At 66.5% G+C, this 16703-nt stretch carries 14 protein-coding genes and 2 tRNA genes; 10 read left to right on the top strand and 6 right to left on the bottom strand.

Going from position 1 to position 16703, the window contains the following annotated elements; genetic code table 11:
* Positions 1–37 precede the first annotated feature (37 nt).
* Genes yidC through rpmH form a run of 4 tightly spaced genes read right to left on the bottom strand, consistent with a single transcriptional unit; the run spans position 38 to position 2321 of the window.
* Entirely contained in the window at positions 38–1246 is a 1209-nt protein-coding gene (gene yidC / locus AMD30_RS16425) for a membrane protein insertase YidC (RefSeq protein WP_055476363.1), read from the bottom strand.
* Between the two features lie 27 nt (positions 1247–1273).
* Positions 1274–1702: a membrane protein insertion efficiency factor YidD gene (gene yidD, locus AMD30_RS16420; protein ID WP_055476362.1), complete on the bottom strand. Its 429-nt coding sequence runs from the start codon at positions 1700–1702 to the stop codon at positions 1274–1276.
* Positions 1699–2130, bottom strand: coding sequence for a ribonuclease P protein component (gene rnpA, locus AMD30_RS16415; RefSeq protein WP_010843058.1), 432 nt, complete (start codon positions 2128–2130; stop codon positions 1699–1701). Before rnpA ends, yidD begins: the two co-directional genes overlap by 4 nt.
* Positions 2131–2177: 47 nt before the next feature.
* Positions 2178–2321, bottom strand: coding sequence for a 50S ribosomal protein L34 (gene rpmH / locus AMD30_RS16410; protein ID WP_004020968.1), 144 nt, complete (start codon positions 2319–2321; stop codon positions 2178–2180).
* Between the two features lie 504 nt (positions 2322–2825).
* Between rpmH and dnaA the strand changes: the two genes are divergently transcribed.
* The 9 genes from dnaA to AMD30_RS16365 all read left to right on the top strand — a co-directional run bounded on the left by dnaA (position 2826) and on the right by AMD30_RS16365 (position 14351).
* Entirely contained in the window at positions 2826–4331 is a 1506-nt protein-coding gene (dnaA, locus tag AMD30_RS16405) for a chromosomal replication initiator protein DnaA (protein WP_055476361.1), read from the top strand.
* 732 nt (positions 4332–5063) lie between these two features.
* On the top strand, positions 5064–6233 hold the full coding sequence (dnaN, locus tag AMD30_RS16400) for a DNA polymerase III subunit beta (RefSeq protein ID WP_010843056.1): 1170 nt from the start codon (positions 5064–5066) through the stop codon (positions 6231–6233).
* 43 nt (positions 6234–6276) lie between these two features.
* A complete protein-coding gene (recF, locus tag AMD30_RS16395) occupies positions 6277–7500 on the top strand; it encodes a DNA replication/repair protein RecF (protein WP_055476360.1) in 1224 nt (407 codons plus the stop codon).
* A complete protein-coding gene (locus tag AMD30_RS16390) occupies positions 7493–8077 on the top strand; it encodes a DUF721 family protein (RefSeq protein WP_010843054.1) in 585 nt (194 codons plus the stop codon). Before recF ends, AMD30_RS16390 begins: the two co-directional genes overlap by 8 nt.
* Before the next feature lie 342 nt (positions 8078–8419).
* Positions 8420–10486, top strand: a complete 2067-nt coding sequence (gyrB, locus tag AMD30_RS16385; RefSeq protein WP_055476359.1) for a DNA topoisomerase (ATP-hydrolyzing) subunit B — start codon at positions 8420–8422, stop codon at positions 10484–10486.
* Between the two features lie 44 nt (positions 10487–10530).
* A complete protein-coding gene (gyrA, locus tag AMD30_RS16380) occupies positions 10531–13020 on the top strand; it encodes a DNA gyrase subunit A (protein ID WP_010843052.1) in 2490 nt (829 codons plus the stop codon).
* A gap of 118 nt (positions 13021–13138) precedes the next feature.
* Positions 13139–14074 carry a DUF3566 domain-containing protein gene (locus tag AMD30_RS16375; protein WP_055476358.1) on the top strand — a complete coding sequence of 312 codons (936 nt, stop codon included), beginning with the start codon at positions 13139–13141 and terminating at the stop codon, positions 14072–14074.
* Between the two features lie 66 nt (positions 14075–14140).
* A tRNA-Ile gene (locus tag AMD30_RS16370) sits at positions 14141–14214 on the top strand.
* Between the two features lie 61 nt (positions 14215–14275).
* A tRNA-Ala gene (locus AMD30_RS16365) sits at positions 14276–14351 on the top strand.
* 103 nt (positions 14352–14454) lie between these two features.
* On the opposite strand, the gene AMD30_RS16360 is transcribed toward AMD30_RS16365, so the two are convergent.
* Positions 14455–15033: a helix-turn-helix domain-containing protein gene (locus AMD30_RS16360; protein WP_055476357.1), complete on the bottom strand. Its 579-nt coding sequence runs from the start codon at positions 15031–15033 to the stop codon at positions 14455–14457.
* 100 nt (positions 15034–15133) lie between these two features.
* On the opposite strand from AMD30_RS16360, the gene AMD30_RS16355 reads away from it, so the two are divergent.
* Entirely contained in the window at positions 15134–16066 is a 933-nt protein-coding gene (locus AMD30_RS16355) for a saccharopine dehydrogenase (RefSeq protein ID WP_010843048.1), read from the top strand.
* Between the two features lie 8 nt (positions 16067–16074).
* Here AMD30_RS16355 and AMD30_RS16350 read toward each other — a convergent pair whose 3' ends face one another.
* Positions 16075–16641, bottom strand: a complete 567-nt coding sequence (locus AMD30_RS16350) for a dihydrofolate reductase family protein (protein ID WP_010843047.1) — start codon at positions 16639–16641, stop codon at positions 16075–16077.
* Positions 16642–16703 lie beyond the last annotated feature (62 nt).

Below are 16703 nucleotides of genomic sequence, written 5' to 3'. Positions count from 1 at the left end.
CCTAACTTCTGTGCTTCATCGAACAAGTCTGGGGCGGTCAACGCTTGCCACCGCGTTTGTTGCCGCGCTTGGCGGTCGAACGGCTTCCGCGGTTGTGGTTCTGCTTCTTACCCGGTGCGGCGCCGGGGCCGGGGCGCGCGGGTTTCTGGCCCGGCTTGGGTTTGGCACCCACGCCGGTGTCCGCTGCTGCCGCGGTTGCGTCGTCGGGCGCAGACACCTCTGGCTCGACTCCATCGGTGCCGGACTTGTCCGCGGACCCGTCCTTCGAGAGGGACACACCCGTCGGCTCGGCGCCGTTGCCGCTCGTGGCCGTGGGGCGCTTCTTGCGGTCGGGTCGCACGCCCGGCTTCGGCGCATTCGCCTTGAGCTTCTCCTGCTTGAGAAGCTTGGCCTCTTCTTCTTCCTTGGCGATGTGCCCGAAGACGATGTGCTGCTGACCGTAGGTCCAGATGTTGTTGCTCATCCAGTACAGGAGGATGGCGACCGGGAAGAACGGACCGGTGACGAGGATGCCGATCGGGAAGATGTACAGCGCAAGGTTGTTCATCATCCGGGTCTGCGGGTTCTCGAGCGCGGCCTCCGGCTGGCGGGCCACCGAGGCCCGCGAGTTGAGGTGCGTCGCGATCGAGGCGACGATCATCATCGGCACGACGACGAACGCGATCTGCGGACGCGTGAAGTCGATGGGGGACCCGGGCTCGACGAACGCCTGGAACTCGGTCGCCGGCTCGACGAGGTAGGACGACAGCGGAACACCGAAGAGACGGGCGTCGAGGAAGTTCTGCACCTGCTCGGCGCTGAAGACGTAGTTGCCCTGCGAACGAGTCTCCGCGGCGCTCATACCGAGCTGGCCCATGCCGGTGCCCATACGGTTGAACGACCGCAGCACGTGGAACAGACCGATGAAGACGGGGATCTGCAGCAGCATCGGAAGGCAGCCGAGCAGCGGGTTGAACCCGTGCTCCTTCTGGAGCTTCTGCATCTCCTCGGTCATCTTGACCCGATCCTTGGCGTACTTCTTGCGGATCGCCTGGAGCTGCGGGTTGATCTCCTGCATCTTCTTCGTGGTGCGGATCTGCTTCACGAAGGGCTTGTAGAGAATCGCGCGCAGGGTGAACACGAGGAACACCACCGACAGTGCCCAGGCGATCCCGTCGCCACCGGGGGAGTCGGGCGTGACATGGCTGAAGAGCCAATGCCAGACCCACATGATCCCGGAGACCGGGTAATAGATGAAGTCGAGCACGGGTCAGTTACCCCTCACTTGTTGTACTCACAGGGCACGCGTCTCGCCGGACGCGTGCTGATGGTTTCGAGGTCGGTGTGTGCCGGTGACCGCACTCCACAGGTCGCGGCACAGGTCTCCGAAGCCGCGCTCGGGGACCGGGTCGTAGCCGGGTTTGTGCCACGGCCCGCACTTGGCGAGCCGGATGATCGACAGCACCGAGCCGTAGAGGAGGCCGTGCCGGTCGAGTGCTTCGACCGCGTATCCCGAGCAGGTGGGCTCGAAGCGGCAGGACGGCAGGCGCATCGGGGACACCCAGGTGCGATACAGCTCGATGAGGAAGATGACGGTGCGGCGGGGGAGCAGACGCAATCCGCGCACCAGGCGAGCACCGCGTCCGATCGACGGGTCGGGGTGGATCGCCGCCGACTCGACGTGGGGCTGAGGCGACGACGTGGTGCCGGAGGTGCCGCTCATCGCTGCGACCTCGCCCCGTCGGCCGGAGCCGAGACGGCGTCGGCCAGACCGGCTACCCGCCTGCTCGTGAACGCGTCACGTAGCTGGTCGGCGAGCTCGTCGCTGGATCGATCTGCCGCGCTGCGACGAGCGCGGACGACCACGTAGGTCTCGTCGGGAAGCAGATGTGACGCGCCCGCGAACGCCGCGCGCAGACGACGAGCGACGAGATGACGCGTCACCGCGTTGCCGACGGACTTGCTGACGACCAGGCCGAGCCAGGGGCCGCCGGACATCGCCACGTCGCGACGCAGACCTCGAGGGTCCGGCCAGTGACGACCGACCATCGCGAGATGGACGACGAAGTCACGACTGTTCACCCGCGCACCGGACTTGAGGGTGCGAGAGAAGTCGGATCCCCGTGAGATCCGATGAAGGGGCGCAGTCATCGAACAGCTGACCGGATCCGCAACCGGGATCCGGTGAGAGCCGACGATCAGGCGGTGAGCTTCGCGCGGCCCTTGGAACGGCGGCCGCTGACGATGGCACGCCCGGCGCGGGTCCGCATGCGCAGACGGAAACCGTGCACGCGTGCGCGACGACGGTTGTTCGGCTGGAAAGTACGCTTGCCCTTGGCCACGGTGACTCCTTGTGCTCCCTGTGGGCACACACCGGTTACCCGGGCATGACCCACATGTTGTCGTTGGTCTGTTGATCCAGGACGGTGCCGAACTGGTGTCGGTGATGACTCGGCGAACATGAAAGATCGCCGCGCAAATCCGCAACCTGGATGACCAGTCGAGACTACTGACACCGAGCGTTCAAATCAAACGACGGCGTCACCCCGCCGACACCGCTCCCGACCAGTGTGTTCTGAGCCACGAAAGCAAGATTCTCAGCAGATTCGAGTCAAACGTCCCGATCGCTTTGTGACCCTCTGCGACCTCTGTTACGTTCACTCACAGCGTCGGCCACCCGTCCCGTCGAGGAAGTTCCTCGGGACCTGGCTTCAGACCGAAGTCCCCAGCTCGTCGTCACCTTTGTACACAGGTGTGGATAACCCTGTGGAAAGAGACGGTCTCCCGGCGCCGATGTCACCAGTCTCGTCAACGCTGGTAGTTTTCCGGACCAGGAGGCCAGCCCCGTGACTTCAGACCGCGACTCATTCGGCGAGGTGTGGCAGCAGGTCGTCGCCGAACTCAACGACGACGAAGCCGCACGCGACCACGAACCACTGACACGCCAGCAGAAGGCATGGCTGTCGCTGGTTCGACCCCTCACCCTCACCGAGGGTTTCGCCCTGCTGACCGTGCCGACGGCGCTGGTCCAGGAGCAGATCGAACGCAATCTCCGCGAGACCATCCGCTCGGTTCTGAGTCGTCACCTCGACGAACCCGTCGACCTCGGCGTCCGTATCGCGACCCCGCGCAACGACGAGCCGGCACCCGAGGCGCCGGCTGCCGAAGGTCGGTCCCTCGGTGGACCGGCCGCCGCCGACCACTCCGCGGCCCCGGTGGGCGCCGGGTTGGCCTCGGCCCCGGTGGCGGAGTCCACGCGCCCGTCCGGCGACTGGGCGTCGTATTTCGCCGAGCGGCCCACGTCGACGCCACCGGCAACGGGTGCGAACCTCAACCCCAAGTACACCTTCGACACCTTCGTCATCGGCGCGTCGAACCGCTTCGCACATGCCTCGGCAGTGGCAGTGTCAGAGGCCCCGGCCCGGGCCTACAACCCGCTGTTCATCTGGGGTGAGTCCGGTCTCGGCAAGACGCACCTGTTGCACGCCGCCGGGCACTACGCGCAGCGTCTGTTCCCCGGTATGCGGGTCAAGTACGTCTCCACCGAGGAATTCACCAACGACTTCATCAACTCACTTCGTGACGACCGGCGGGTCGCGTTCAAGCGTCGCTATCGCGACGTCGACGTCCTACTCGTCGACGACATCCAGTTCCTCGTGGGCAAAGAAGGTATCCAGGAAGAGTTCTTCCACACCTTCAACACGCTGCACAACGCGAGCAAGCAGATCGTCATCTCGTCCGATCGTCCACCGAAACAGCTTGCGACACTGGAAGATCGGCTCCGCACTCGGTTCGAGTGGGGCTTGATCACCGACGTGCAGCCGCCCGATCTGGAGACCAGGATCGCCATCCTGCGCAAGAAGGCGCAGATGGACAACATCGCGGTGCCCGACGACGTCCTCGAGCTCATCGCGTCGAAGATCGAACGCAACATCCGCGAGCTCGAAGGTGCGCTGATCCGGGTCACGGCTTTCGCCTCGCTCAACGACGCCGCACTCGACAAGTCCCTCGCCGACGTCGTTCTCCAGGCGCTGCTGCCCAACTCGGGGACGCTCGAGGTCAGTGCGGCGAGCATCCTCGCGATCACCGCCGAGTACTTCGACATCTCCCTCGAAGAACTGCGCGGTCCCGGTAAGACACGGTCGATCGCTCAGGCGCGCCAGATCTCGATGTATCTGTGCCGGGAGCTCACCGATCTCTCGCTGCCGAAGATCGGTGAGACCTTCGATCGCGACCACACGACAGTGATGTACGCCGAACGCAAGATCCGCAAGGAGATGGCCGAGCGGCGACGGGTGTACGACCACGTCCAGGAACTCACCGCGCGCATCAAGCAGCGTGCCGTCGGCTGAGGCGTCCTTCTCTCTGTCTGTGGCCCGGCGTACCTGTGGCCCTGGCGCACATCTCTGGCCCCCGCACCCCCGAGCCGGCAACGGCCCGGGGGTGCGGTCGTCTCACGGGTTCCCTCGGTGTCTCGTCCCGCTCCCGTGGACCCGAATGGCAACCCTCGTCGGCAACCCCGACAGCAACCCCCGACAGCGCCCCGCGAATGCCAAGTCTGCTCCTCGGGTCGAGGGTCTCCGGCTCCGAAACAGCGGGTCTCGCGGTCGGATCCGGTCGACGTCTGCCCTGCTCACGAATGATCACCAGCTGTGGATGATCCTTGGGATAACCCGTGTCCGGATGTGCACCGACGGTGGACGCCGCGCGAACAACATCGAAACTCCACACCGGCGGCCGGATCCGCTCGACGTTGCTCCACCGGTCATACACACGCGTGCACCCGCCCGGACTGGCCCGATGTCATGGTTGTCCACAGATTCCACAGCTCCTATTACTGAGATGGATCCCTCTATAAAGAGAATCTTTTGTAAGAAGGTCTGTGCACAGACCGGTGCCGACCGGGCCGGTCGGACATCGCCCCGACGAGGGCCTGACTTGCCCCCAACCACCCCGGTCCGGGCAGCGGCGTTCTACAGTGGGACTCCCGGATGCGGGATCCCACTCCAGGCCGGCCGACCCACTGCGGCGCCGACCCGGCGATCCAGGCGGGAACGAGAACGAGAGAAGGGCAACCTCCCAGCATGAAGTTTCGTGTCGCGCGTGACGAGTTCGCTGATTCCGTCGCCTGGGTCGCCCGCAGTCTCCCGTCTCGTCCGCCCGTCCCGGTTCTCGGCTGTGTCGTGCTCAACGTCGGTGAGACCGGCCTGACCGTCTCGGGCTTCGACTACGAGGTCTCGGCGCAGGAGAACCTCGGCGCCGAGGTCGCCGACCCCGGACAGGTCCTGGTCTCCGGCCGGCTCCTCGCCGACATCACCAAAGCCCTCCCGAACAAGCCGGTCGACGTGACTCTCGACGGTTCTCGCGTCGCCATCACCTGTGGCAGCGCGAAGTTCTCGCTCCCGACGATGCCGGTCGAGGACTACCCGCAGCTGCCCGACGTCCCCGCCATCACCGGCACGATCCCGTCGCAACTGTTCGCCGAGGCGATCTCCCAGGTGGCCGTGGCGGCGGGCAAGGACGACACGCTGCCCATGCTGACCGGCGTGCGCGTCGAGATCGAGGGCAACTCCGTCGTCCTCGCCGCAACCGACCGCTTCCGCCTTGCAGTGCGCGAATTGCAGTGGGAGCCTTCTGATCCCGACACCAAGGGCGCCGTCCTGGTCCCGGCGAAGACGCTCTCGGAGAGCGCCAAGACCGCTGGTGCCGAGGGCACCGGAGTCGTCTCGCTGGCCTTTGGTGGCGGCGCGGCCATCGGTTCCGACGGCATCCTCGGCATCCTCGGTGAGACGAAGAAGACCACCACCCGTCTGCTCGACGCGGAGTTCCCGAAGTTCCGTCAGCTGCTGCCGGCCAGCCACACCGCCGTCGCCACCATCGACAGCGGCCCGCTGATCGAGGCGATCCGTCGTGTGGCCCTCGTCGCCGAGCGCGGCGCACAGGTCCGGATGGAGTTCTCCGAGGGATCCGTGCTCCTCACCGCTGGCGGTGACGAGGCGGGTAAGGCCGAGGAAGAGCTGCCCGTGTCGTTCCAGGGTGAGCCCCTCACGATCGCGTTCAATCCCGGGTACCTGCAGGACGGCTTGTCGGCGATCAACGCCGACGCGGTGGACTTCGGGTTCACCACCCCCAGCCGGCCCGCGGTGCTCCGCCCGGCCAGCGGCGAGGATCCGGTGGCGGACGAGTCCGGCGCCTTCGTCGCTCCCGAGAGCGCCTTCAGCTACCTGTTGATGCCCGTCCGCCTCCCCGGCTGACGGCCGCCGCCGGCCTCGCCGTCACCAGGATCGACGCCGACTAGTGTTCGTCCGTGAGCTGCATCTGAGGGATTTCCGATCGTGGCGGGCCGTGGACCTCGATCTGGCGCCCGGCCCGACCGTCTTCACCGGCCGTAACGGCTTCGGCAAGACGAACCTGCTCGAGGCGCTGTTCTACCTGTCGACCCTCCGGTCGCATCGGGTGAGTTCCGATGCGCCTCTCGTCCACGCGGGATCCGCGTCGGCGTCGGTGATCGCGACGGTCGAGAACGACGGTCGCGAGCTGACCGCCGATCTGCGGATCAACGCCGAGGGGGCCAACAAGGCGGCCATCAACGGGAGCCCGGCACGACGACCCCGCGACCTGCTCGGCATCCTCCGCACGGTGCTGTTCGCACCGGAGGACCTTTCCCTGGTGCGTGGGGATCCGAGCGACCGACGACGTTTCGTCGACGAGCTCGTCGCACAGCGTGGACCCCGCTTCGCCGCGGCCCGCGCCGACTACGACCGGGTCCTCCGCCAGCGTTCGGCTTTGCTCAAGACTGCCGCGGCGGCACTGAGACGTGGTGGGCAACAAGCAGATTCGGTCATCAGCACGCTCGACGTCTGGGACGGTCAGCTCGCGGATCTCGGCGGTCAGGTGATCGCCGCACGGTTGTCGGTGCTCGCCGAGCTCGAGCCCCACTTCACGGGTTCGTACGCCTCGATCGCGCCGCATTCGCGGCCGGCCGTGCTCTGCTATCGTCCCGCGGGTGGTGCGGAGATCGAGGAGCGCACCCCAGAGGCCATCGCCGATGTGCTGGCGGTGCGCCTGACGGAGTTGCGCGACAAGGAGATCGAGCGCGGCCTGTGCCTGGTCGGGCCGCACCGCGACGACATCGACATCGTGCTCGGCAACGATGTCGCGAAAGGCTTTGCCTCGCACGGGGAATCGTGGTCGCTGGCGTTGGCCCTGCGGCTGGGATCGGTCGAGCTGACCCGTGCCGAGGGCGTCGAGCCGGTCATCATGCTCGACGATGTGTTCGCCGAATTGGACGCCAAGCGGCGCGCGCAACTCGTCGAGTTCACCGCCGACGCCGAGCAGCTGCTCATCACCGCTGCCGTGGCCGAGGACATTCCCGGGCAGATCGGTGGCCGGCGGATCGGCGTCGACGTGGTCGACGACGGCGAGGGACGACGGTCACACATCGTCGACGACGATGATGATGGAGACGACGCAGACGCAGACGCCGATGTCATGGCCGCGGGGGAGGAGACCCATGAGTGACGATCTCCCGGCCGGATCCTCCGATCCCGTCGAGCCCGCGCCGCGCCCGACCCCGCCCGGTGAACTGGGCGGGTACGAGCGCGCTCGCAAGGCGCTGGAGGAGGCGCGCGCGCAGGCCCGAGCCGCGGGGAAGTCCGTCGGCCGGGGCCGGGCCTCGCCCGTCCGTCGTGTGCCGCGCGGATCCCAGGGGCGCCGGCGCTGGTCCGGTTCCGGACCGGATGCACGGGATCCGCAGCCGTTCGGCCGCCTCGTCGGTGGTCTGGCGAAAGAACGCGGCTGGCAGGAGAAGATCGGCGAGGGCACCCTGTTCGGGATGTGGGAGCAGATCGTCGGTTCCGACATCGCCGCGCACGCGCAGCCGATTGCACTGCGCGACAACGTACTTCATGTCCAGGCCGAGTCCACGGCGTGGGCGACACAACTCCGCTACGTCCAGTCGCAGATCCTCGCCAAGATCGCCGCGGCCATCGGCCACGGCCAGGTCACGTCGTTGCGGATCAGTGGACCGAAGGGTCCGTCGTGGCGCAAGGGTGAGCGGCATGTCCGCGGCCGGGGCCCGCGCGACACCTACGGCTGACGCATCGCTAGCAGAGTCGCTGACACATTACTAGTTGCTGAGCCTCGTGGGCCGTTTTCCATCCCCAAGCCACGATCGAACCGGGGACGAGGCCAAAAAATCGTTCTGAGGGCCTGTTAGCGGCCCCGGATGCACGTTCCAGGGCGAGTCAGGCAGTACACTATGGAGAGTTGTCCCGACAGGGGTGCACAACGACAGACAGACAGCGCCGCCAGGCTACCCGGATGTACCCGCCGGGTACTCCTGTGCGCGCAACCGCCGTGTGCCCCGTCGACAAGGATCGACGACGGATCCGGAGACCACCTGATCCGTCGATGAGCAGAACAGGAGCGGACGCACCTCGTGGCCGACACCAGCGACACCGGACCGAAGAAGAACAAGAAGAAGCCGTCAGAGTATGGCGCCGATTCGATCAACATCCTCGAGGGTCTGGAGGCCGTTCGCAAACGGCCCGGTATGTACATCGGATCCACCGGTGAACGAGGCCTCCACCACCTGATCTGGGAGGTCGTCGACAACTCCGTCGACGAGGCGATGGCCGGCTTCGCCTCCCGCGTCGACGTGACCCTGCTCGCCGACGGCGGCGTCCAGGTCGTCGACGACGGTCGTGGCATCCCGACCGGCATGCACCGGACCGGCGTCCCGACCGTCGAGGTCGTCATGACCCAGCTGCACGCCGGCGGCAAGTTCGACTCCGACGCCTATGCGGTGTCGGGCGGTCTGCACGGCGTCGGCATCTCGGTGGTCAACGCCTTGTCGACCAAGGTGGAGCTGGAGATCCAGAACGACGGTTTCCACTGGGAGCAGACCTACAACTACGCCAAGCCCGGTGCCCTCGAGAAGGGGAGCCCGACCCGTAAGACCGGTACCACCGTCCGGTTCTGGCCGGACCCCGAGATCTTCACCGAGACCACGCGATTCAACGCCGAGACGGTGGCGCGTCGTCTGCAGGAGATGGCCTTCCTGAACAAGGGCCTCACCATCACGCTGACCGATCAGCGCCCGCAGGCCATCGAAGCGCCGGGGGACGCCGACGGCGACGAGGAGAGCACCCTCACCGAGGCCGCGGAGGAGATCAAGTCCGCGGAGGAGAAGGCGGCGGCCGCGGCGAAGCCGAAGACCCGCACCTACCACTACCCCGACGGACTCGTCGACTACATCAAGCACCTCAACCGCACGAAGCAGTCGATCCACACCACGGTCATCGGCTACACCGGGCAGGGCACGGGTCACGAGGTCGAGGTCGCGATGCAGTGGAACGCTACCTATTCCGAATCGGTGCACACCTTCGCCAACACCATCAACACCCACGAGGGTGGTACGCACGAGGAGGGTTTCCGTGCTGCGCTGACCCTCACGGTGAACAAGTACGCGGTGGAGAAGAAGTTCATCAAGGACAAAAAGGAAGACCGCCTCTCGGGTGACGACATCCGTGAGGGACTCGCGGCGGTCATCTCGGTGAAGGTCGGCGATCCGCAGTTCGAGGGCCAGACCAAGACCAAACTGGGCAACACCGAGGTCAAGGGTTTCGTCCAGCGGGTCTGCAGCGAGCACCTCGGTCACTGGCTGGAGGCCAACCCGGCCGAGGCGAAGACCATCATCAAGAAGATCGTCGAATCCCAGCGGGCCCGGATGGCCGCGCGCAACGCTCGTGATCTGGTGCGTCGCAAGACCGCCACCGACATCGGTGGTCTCCCGGGCAAGCTGGCCGACTGCCGCAGCAACGACCCGGGCAAGTGCGAGGTCTACATCGTGGAGGGCGACTCCGCAGGCGGCAGCGCGAAGTCGGGTCGCGACTCGATGTACCAGGCGATCCTCCCGCTGCGCGGCAAGATCATCAACGTCGAGAAGGCACGGATCGACCGTGTTCTCAAGAACACCGAGGTCCAGTCGATCATCACCGCCTTCGGCACGGGCATCCACGACGAGTTCGACATCAGCAAGCTGCGCTATCACAAGATCGTGCTGATGGCCGACGCCGACGTCGACGGCCAGCACATCTCGACCCTGCTGCTCACGCTGCTGTTCCGCTTCATGCGACCGCTCATCGAGCACGGTCACGTCTATCTGGCCATGCCGCCGCTGTACAAGCTCAAGTGGCAGAAGTCGGCGCCGGAGTTCGCCTACTCCGACCGTGAACGTGACGGACTGCTCGAGGCCGGCCGCGCCGCGGGCAAGAAGATCAACACCGAGGACGGCATCCAGCGCTACAAGGGTCTCGGCGAGATGAACGCCAAGGAACTGTGGGAGACCACGATGGATCCGGCCGTGCGTGTGCTCCGCCAGGTGACGCTCGACGACGCCGCGGCCGCCGACGAACTGTTCTCCATCCTCATGGGTGAGGACGTCGCCGCCCGCCGCAGCTTCATCGCCCGCAACGCGAAAGACGTTCGCTTCCTCGATGTCTGATCACGGATCGTCTCGATTCGTAGTGATCGCAGAAAGAACACACAATGACTGACACCACTCTGCCGCCCGCCGGAGGCGAAGGCGATCGCATCGAGCCCGTCGATCTCGGGCAGGAGATGCAGAAGAGCTACATCGATTACGCCATGAGCGTGATCGTGGGGCGAGCGCTCCCCGAGGTGCGCGACGGCCTGAAGCCGGTGCATCGCCGTCTCCTCTACGCGTCCTTCGACGCGGGTTTCCGTCCGGACCGCAGCTATGTGAAGTCCGCGAAACCCGTTGCGGAGACGATGGGTAACTATCACCCGCACGGCGACACCGCGATCTACGACGCCCTCGTCCGGCTTGCCCAGCCGTGGTCGATGCGCTACCCGCTCATCGACGGGCAGGGCAACTTCGGCTCGCGCGGCAACGACGGTGCGGCCGCGATGCGGTACACCGAGGCGCGTCTCACGCCGCTCGCCATGGAGATGTTGCGTGACATCACCGAGGAGACAGTCGATTTCGTCCCCAACTACGACGGCAAGACGAATGAGCCGACGGTACTGCCGTCGCGCATCCCGAACCTGCTGATCAATGGTTCCGGCGGTATCGCCGTCGGCATGGCCACCAACATGCCTCCGCACAACCTCAACGAGGTTGCCGAGGCGGTGTTCTGGGCGCTGGAGAATCACGACGCCGACGACGAGACCACCCTCGCCGCCTGCATGGAGTGCATCAAGGGACCCGACTTCCCCACGGCCGGACTGATCGTCGGCAGCCAGGGCATCAAGGACGCCTACACGACCGGTCGCGGCAGCATCCGGATGCGTAGCGTCGTCGACATCGAGGAGAACAAGGGAGCCACCACGCTGGTGGTCACCGAGTTGCCGTACCAGGTCAACCCGGACAACCTGATCCAGTCGATCGCCGAGCAGGTCAACGAGGGAAAGCTCAAGGGCATCAGCCGGATCGAGGATCAGTCCTCGGACCGCGTCGGCATGCGCATCGTGGTGACGCTGCGTCGTGACGCCGTCGCCAAGGTCGTGCTGAACAACCTGTACAAGCACAGCCAGCTCCAGACCAGCTTCGGCGCCAACATGCTGTCGATCGTCGACGGTGTGCCGCGCACGCTGCGACTCGACCAGATGATCCGCTACTACGTGGCGCATCAGATCGACGTCATCGTGCGTCGGACCCGGTACCGGTTGCGCAAGGCCGAGGAGCGCGCGCACATCCTGCGCGGTCTGGTGAAAGCTCTTGACGCCCTTGACGAAGTGATCGCGCTGATCCGTCGCTCGGCGAACACCGAGACCGCACGCACCGGCCTGATCGACCTCCTCGACATCGATGAGATCCAGGCCGACGCCATCCTCGCGATGCAGCTGCGCCGACTGTCGGCATTGGAGCGGCAGAAGATCGTCGACGAGCTCGCCGAGATCGAACTCGAGATCGCCGACTACAAGGACATCCTCGACCGGCCGGAGCGTCAGCGCGCGATCGTGCGCGACGAGCTCAAGGAGGTCGTCGACAAGTACGGCGACGAGCGTCGTACGAAGATCATCGCTGCCGACGGCGACGTCAGCGACGAGGATCTGATCGCGCGTGAGGACGTTGTCGTCACGATCACCGAGACCGGGTACGCCAAGCGCACCAAGACCGACCTGTACCGCAGCCAGCGTCGCGGCGGCAAGGGCGTGCAGGGAGCCGGCCTCAAGCAGGACGACATCGTCAAGCACTTCTTCGTGTGCTCGACCCACGACTGGATTCTGTTCTTCACGACCAAGGGACGGGTCTACCGCGCCAAGGCCTACGAGCTGCCCGAGGCCAACCGCACCGCGCGCGGCCAGCACGTCGCCAACCTCCTCGCCTTCCAGCCGGAGGAGCGCATCGCCCAGGTCATCCAGCTCAAGACCTACGAGGATGCCCCGTACCTGGTGCTCGCGACCCGCAACGGCCTGGTCAAGAAGTCGCGCCTGGTCGACTTCGACTCGAACCGTTCCGGCGGCATCGCGGCGATCAACCTGCGCGGTGAGGACGAACTGGTCGGCGCCCAGTTGTGCAGCGCCGACGACGATCTGCTCCTGGTGTCGCAGAAGGGACAGTCGATCCGCTTCCACGCCGACGACGAGGCCCTGCGGCCCATGGGCCGGCAGACCTCGGGCGTCCAGGGCATGCGGTTCAACACCGACGACACGCTCCTGTCGCTCAACGTCGTCCGCGACGGCACCTACCTCCTGGTCGCGACCTCCGGTGGGTACGCCAAGCGGACCGGCATGGACGACTACCCGGTGCAGGGCCGCGGCGGCAAGGGTGTGCTGACGATCGCCCACGATCGACGGCGCGGCGAACTGATCGGCGCCCTCATCGTCGACGACGACTCCGAGCTCTACGCCATCACCTCGGGCGGCGGCGTCATCCGCACGACGGCGAAGTCGGTCCGCAAGGCCGGTCGCCAGACCAAGGGTGTGCGCCTGATGAACATCGACGAGGGAACGACGGTCATCGCGATCGCCCGCAACGCCGACGAGCCGGACGAGACAGAGGTCTCTTCCTAAGCGTTAGGGTGAAGACCACTGTTTCTCGGCCCGTCGTCAGCCGGCGGGTCGGGGAGCGGTGGGTTCGGACCCGGCGCCGAGCGAGCAACGTCAGCAACGCCTGAGTGAGGGAATGTCTGTGAGCACACCGAACGAGCCGCATCAGGACCAGAACGGGCGCCCCGCCGGGGGGCCGGCGGGCCCCGGGACGGGTACCCCGAACGGGGGACTGGTGCCTCCGTGGCAGCGAGGACCGGCCGAGGATTCGGCCGGCGCGCCGACCGAGACGTTCACTCGTGACGACACCCGCCGGCCCGGATCGGACGGCAATCCGGGCGGTCCGTCGCAGAACGGTCCGAGTGGCCCGCCGCAGAACAACCCGGGCGGCCCGCCGCAGAACAATCCGGGCGGCCCGCCGCCGCGCGGCGTCGTGACGAACAGCGGTACCGCTGCCGCCAGCATGAGCGGCCAGCAGGCGCCGGTCACCAAACTCGAGAGTCCTCGACGCTCGGGTGCCGCGACGGCGACCGAGGAGTCCGGCTTCGTCGAGTCACCCACGAGCACGATCGATCGGGGACACCTCCCGGCGAACGATCTGCCCGATCTCGATCAGATCCACCACACCGCGGATCTGAAGCGGCCTGAGGCCTCGCAGCCGCCGGGCGGCAAGTCGGTGCCGCGGTCGGCACCGCGCCAGGTGCTCGCCGCAGGCACCGCGCTGCGCGCGGCGGTGCAGGTGCGTCGGATCGACCCGTGGGCGACGTTCAAGATCGCGGCCGTGCTGTCGGTCGTCGGCTTCTTCATCTGGATGATCTCCGTCGCGGTGCTGTATCTGATCCTCGACGGCATGGGCGTGTGGGATCAGGTGAACAACAGCTTCGGAACGCTCATGGCCGAGGAATCGAGCACGAGTGGCGACGTCGTGGGGGCGGGCACCGTCTTCGGCGCTGCGGCCCTCTTGGGGGCCATCAACGCCATCCTGCTGACGGCCCTGGCGACGATCGGCAGCTACATCTACAACATCTGCGCCGACCTCGTCGGCGGCGCCGAGGTGACGCTCGCCGACCTCGACTGACCGAGCTCCTGACCAGCCGTTTTGTTTGTTGGGGCATCGGTCGGGTAATCTCACTCCTCGGTTCAAGGGCCTATAGCTCAGGCGGTTAGAGCGCTTCGCTGATAACGAAGAGGTCGGAGGTTCAAGTCCTCCTAGGCCCACTGCGACGGATGTTTTCGGACATCGGAATTCGCATCCCGCCGAACCGATCCGGTACGGCACGGGGCCTTAGCTCAGTTGGTAGAGCGCTGCCTTTGCAAGGCAGATGTCAGGAGTTCGAATCTCCTAGGCTCCACCACGTTCATCTCGAAGCCGGCATCGGTCGGCGATGTACTGCGACGGCGACGACGCGGCTCCACGAGCCCGCTCGTCGCCTTTCGTGTTTCCGGCGCACTCCGTGGTCACCGCGGTGGAAGTGCATCCAGGCGCGACACCGGGCGGTCGCCGTGCGGCCCGAAGAGATGCAGGATCTCGACCGGGCTGTCGTCGGCCGGTCCGAACCAATGCGGTGTCGTCGGGTCGAACTGGGCGGTCTCGCCGGGTTCGAGGATGTGCTCGTCGTCGTTCAGGAGCACGCGCAGTCTGCCGGCGAGCACGTAGAGCCACGCGTGCCCGTCATGGGTGACCAGTCGCGGCGCGCGCGGGCCCAGGACGTGCTTGAACGCCCGCACGCGTCCCGGGTAGCCGGTGAGCGGGACGATGATGCCTCCCGACGCGATGGACCTCGGTTCGAGGTGCACGCGGGGATCACCGGTTGGCGGTGCGTCGACGAGTTGATCCAGGGACACGCGGTAGAGCTTCGCGAGGGGGAGCAGGACGTCGAGTGTCGGTTGCCGTTTACCGGTCTCCACACGCGAGAGTGTGCTGATCGACAATCCCGACTCCTCGGCCACCGCCGTCAGCGTGAGGTCCCGCCCAAGCCGGAGGGTGCGCAGCCGCGGGCCGATCGCATCGATCAGGTCGGTGAGCTCCGCGGTCATGGCGTCATCTTTGCAGATCCCGCAAAAGTCCTCACCGGTCGCGATCGCTGTCGCCGAGCATGGTCTCCAGGCAATCGGGAAACAGCGAAAGTGGTGTCGGATGGACGAATCGAACGAGCGCGCGCACCTGCGGGTCCTGCTCCTCGGCGGGCGCGGTGCGGTGGGCGCCGTTGTCCGGCGCGAACTCGAGGGGGACGGCCACATCGTGACCGGGACGAGTCGCACCGCACCCGGGGATGTCCGGATCGATCTACGCGACGACCTTGCGGCTCTGCGCACCCTCGCGGCCGAACATGACGTCGTCGTCAACGCCTCCGGCATCGAACGTCCAGACCTCGGTGCCGCGACGGCTCGGACGCCGCTGGTCGACATCGCGGCGTCCGGTGCCTACCTCGACGAGTTGCGCGCCGCCTCGGTCGGACCGGTCGTCCTGGGCGCCGGTCTGGCGCCGGGCCTCAGCACCATCCTGACCGCCGCACTCGACTCCCACGCCGGCGACGACCTTGACGTCCTCGTCCTCCTCGGCGCCGGTGAGAAGCACGGCCCGGCGGCAGTGGCCTGGACGGTCGGTCTGGTCGGCACCGATGTCCACTGCCCACCCGAAGGCCGGCCGGTGCGCAATCTGGGTGAGAGCCGCCGCGCGACCGGTCCGGACGGGCGCACGAGGCGCTACCTCCGCGCGGACTTCCCCGACCATGTCCTCCTCGACGACAAGCCCGGCGTGATCCGCTCGTATCTCACCCTCAGCTCGGCACCGATGACGGCGGCACTCGGCCTGGTCGGACGGATACCCGAATTGCGCAGCACGCTGACGTGGGCACCTCCGCTCGGGTCGGAGGCCTGGCACGTTGTCGCCGAGAATCGACGCACCGGCGAGCGACGGCAGGCCTCGGGCACCGGACAGTCCGAGGCCACCGGCAGGCTGACCGCACTCGCCGCCACGCGTGCAGCGAGAGACCTCCGAGGCACCACGAGGAGTGTGACGATGGCCGACCTCGTCTCACTCGACGACGCGCTCGCGGTCCTGACGTAGGTCCACTTCTACGACGCGGCGTATTCGACGATCGACACCCCGGTCTCGAAGTCGCGACCACTGACCCGACGGAACCTTCTGGGGGCGTAGCGGCCGGGAGCCATCAGGGGAATCCCACTGCCGAACAGCACCGGCTGGCGTTTGAGGACGAACCGGTCGATCTCATCCGACAGCTGCGTCGCGAGGTTGCCACCCCCGCAGAGCCAGATGTCCTTGCCATCAGCCTGTTTGAGCTCGTGGACCACCTCGACCGGGTCACGATCGGTGAACGTCACGCCGTCCACGGGATCGTGTCGGCGGTGGGTGAAGACGTACTGGTCGAGGTGGCGGTACGGACTCGTCGTCTCGGGCAAGCCGGCGGCGTAGGTACTCGCTCCCATGAGCACGGTGTCGAAGATGCCTGCGCTCTGGTCGATACCGAGCGCGGCGGCGTAGTCGGTCGGCATCGTGTCGGCGAACCGATCGTTGATGCCGTCCATGTGATCGCCCTCCATCAGGAAGGCGTCGAACTGGCCGTCCGGTCCCGCGATGTACCCATCGAGACTGACGGCCACGTAGTACACGAGTTCACGCATGTTGTCCCCAATCACTTCAGATGTAGTGGTTGAGAACCTACAGCACTTGTAGTGGTTGGGCT

The organism is Gordonia sp. HS-NH1, from assembly GCF_001418765.1.
In the GTDB taxonomy this organism is placed as follows: domain Bacteria; phylum Actinomycetota; class Actinomycetes; order Mycobacteriales; family Mycobacteriaceae; genus Gordonia.
Note: the sequence above shows the minus strand (reverse complement) of the source record. Positions and strands in the feature narration are given on the sequence as shown.

What these genes read in the sequence shown, in the direction of transcription:
- AMD30_RS16355 (WP_010843048.1), top strand. Translation starts at nt 15,134, where the DNA reads ATGGACGAATCGAACGAGCGCGCGCACCTGCGGGTCCTGCTCCTCGGC.
- AMD30_RS16390 (WP_010843054.1), top strand. Translation starts at nt 7,493, where the DNA reads ATGAGTGACGATCTCCCGGCCGGATCCTCCGATCCCGTCGAGCCCGCG.
- AMD30_RS16360 (WP_055476357.1), bottom strand. Translation starts at nt 15,033, where the DNA reads ATGACCGCGGAGCTCACCGACCTGATCGATGCGATCGGCCCGCGGCTG.
- AMD30_RS16350 (WP_010843047.1), bottom strand. Translation starts at nt 16,641, where the DNA reads ATGCGTGAACTCGTGTACTACGTGGCCGTCAGTCTCGATGGGTACATC.
- yidD (WP_055476362.1), bottom strand. Translation starts at nt 1,702, where the DNA reads ATGAGCGGCACCTCCGGCACCACGTCGTCGCCTCAGCCCCACGTCGAG.
- dnaN (WP_010843056.1), top strand. Translation starts at nt 5,064, where the DNA reads ATGAAGTTTCGTGTCGCGCGTGACGAGTTCGCTGATTCCGTCGCCTGG.
- gyrA (WP_010843052.1), top strand. Translation starts at nt 10,531, where the DNA reads ATGACTGACACCACTCTGCCGCCCGCCGGAGGCGAAGGCGATCGCATC.
- rnpA (WP_010843058.1), bottom strand. Translation starts at nt 2,130, where the DNA reads ATGACTGCGCCCCTTCATCGGATCTCACGGGGATCCGACTTCTCTCGC.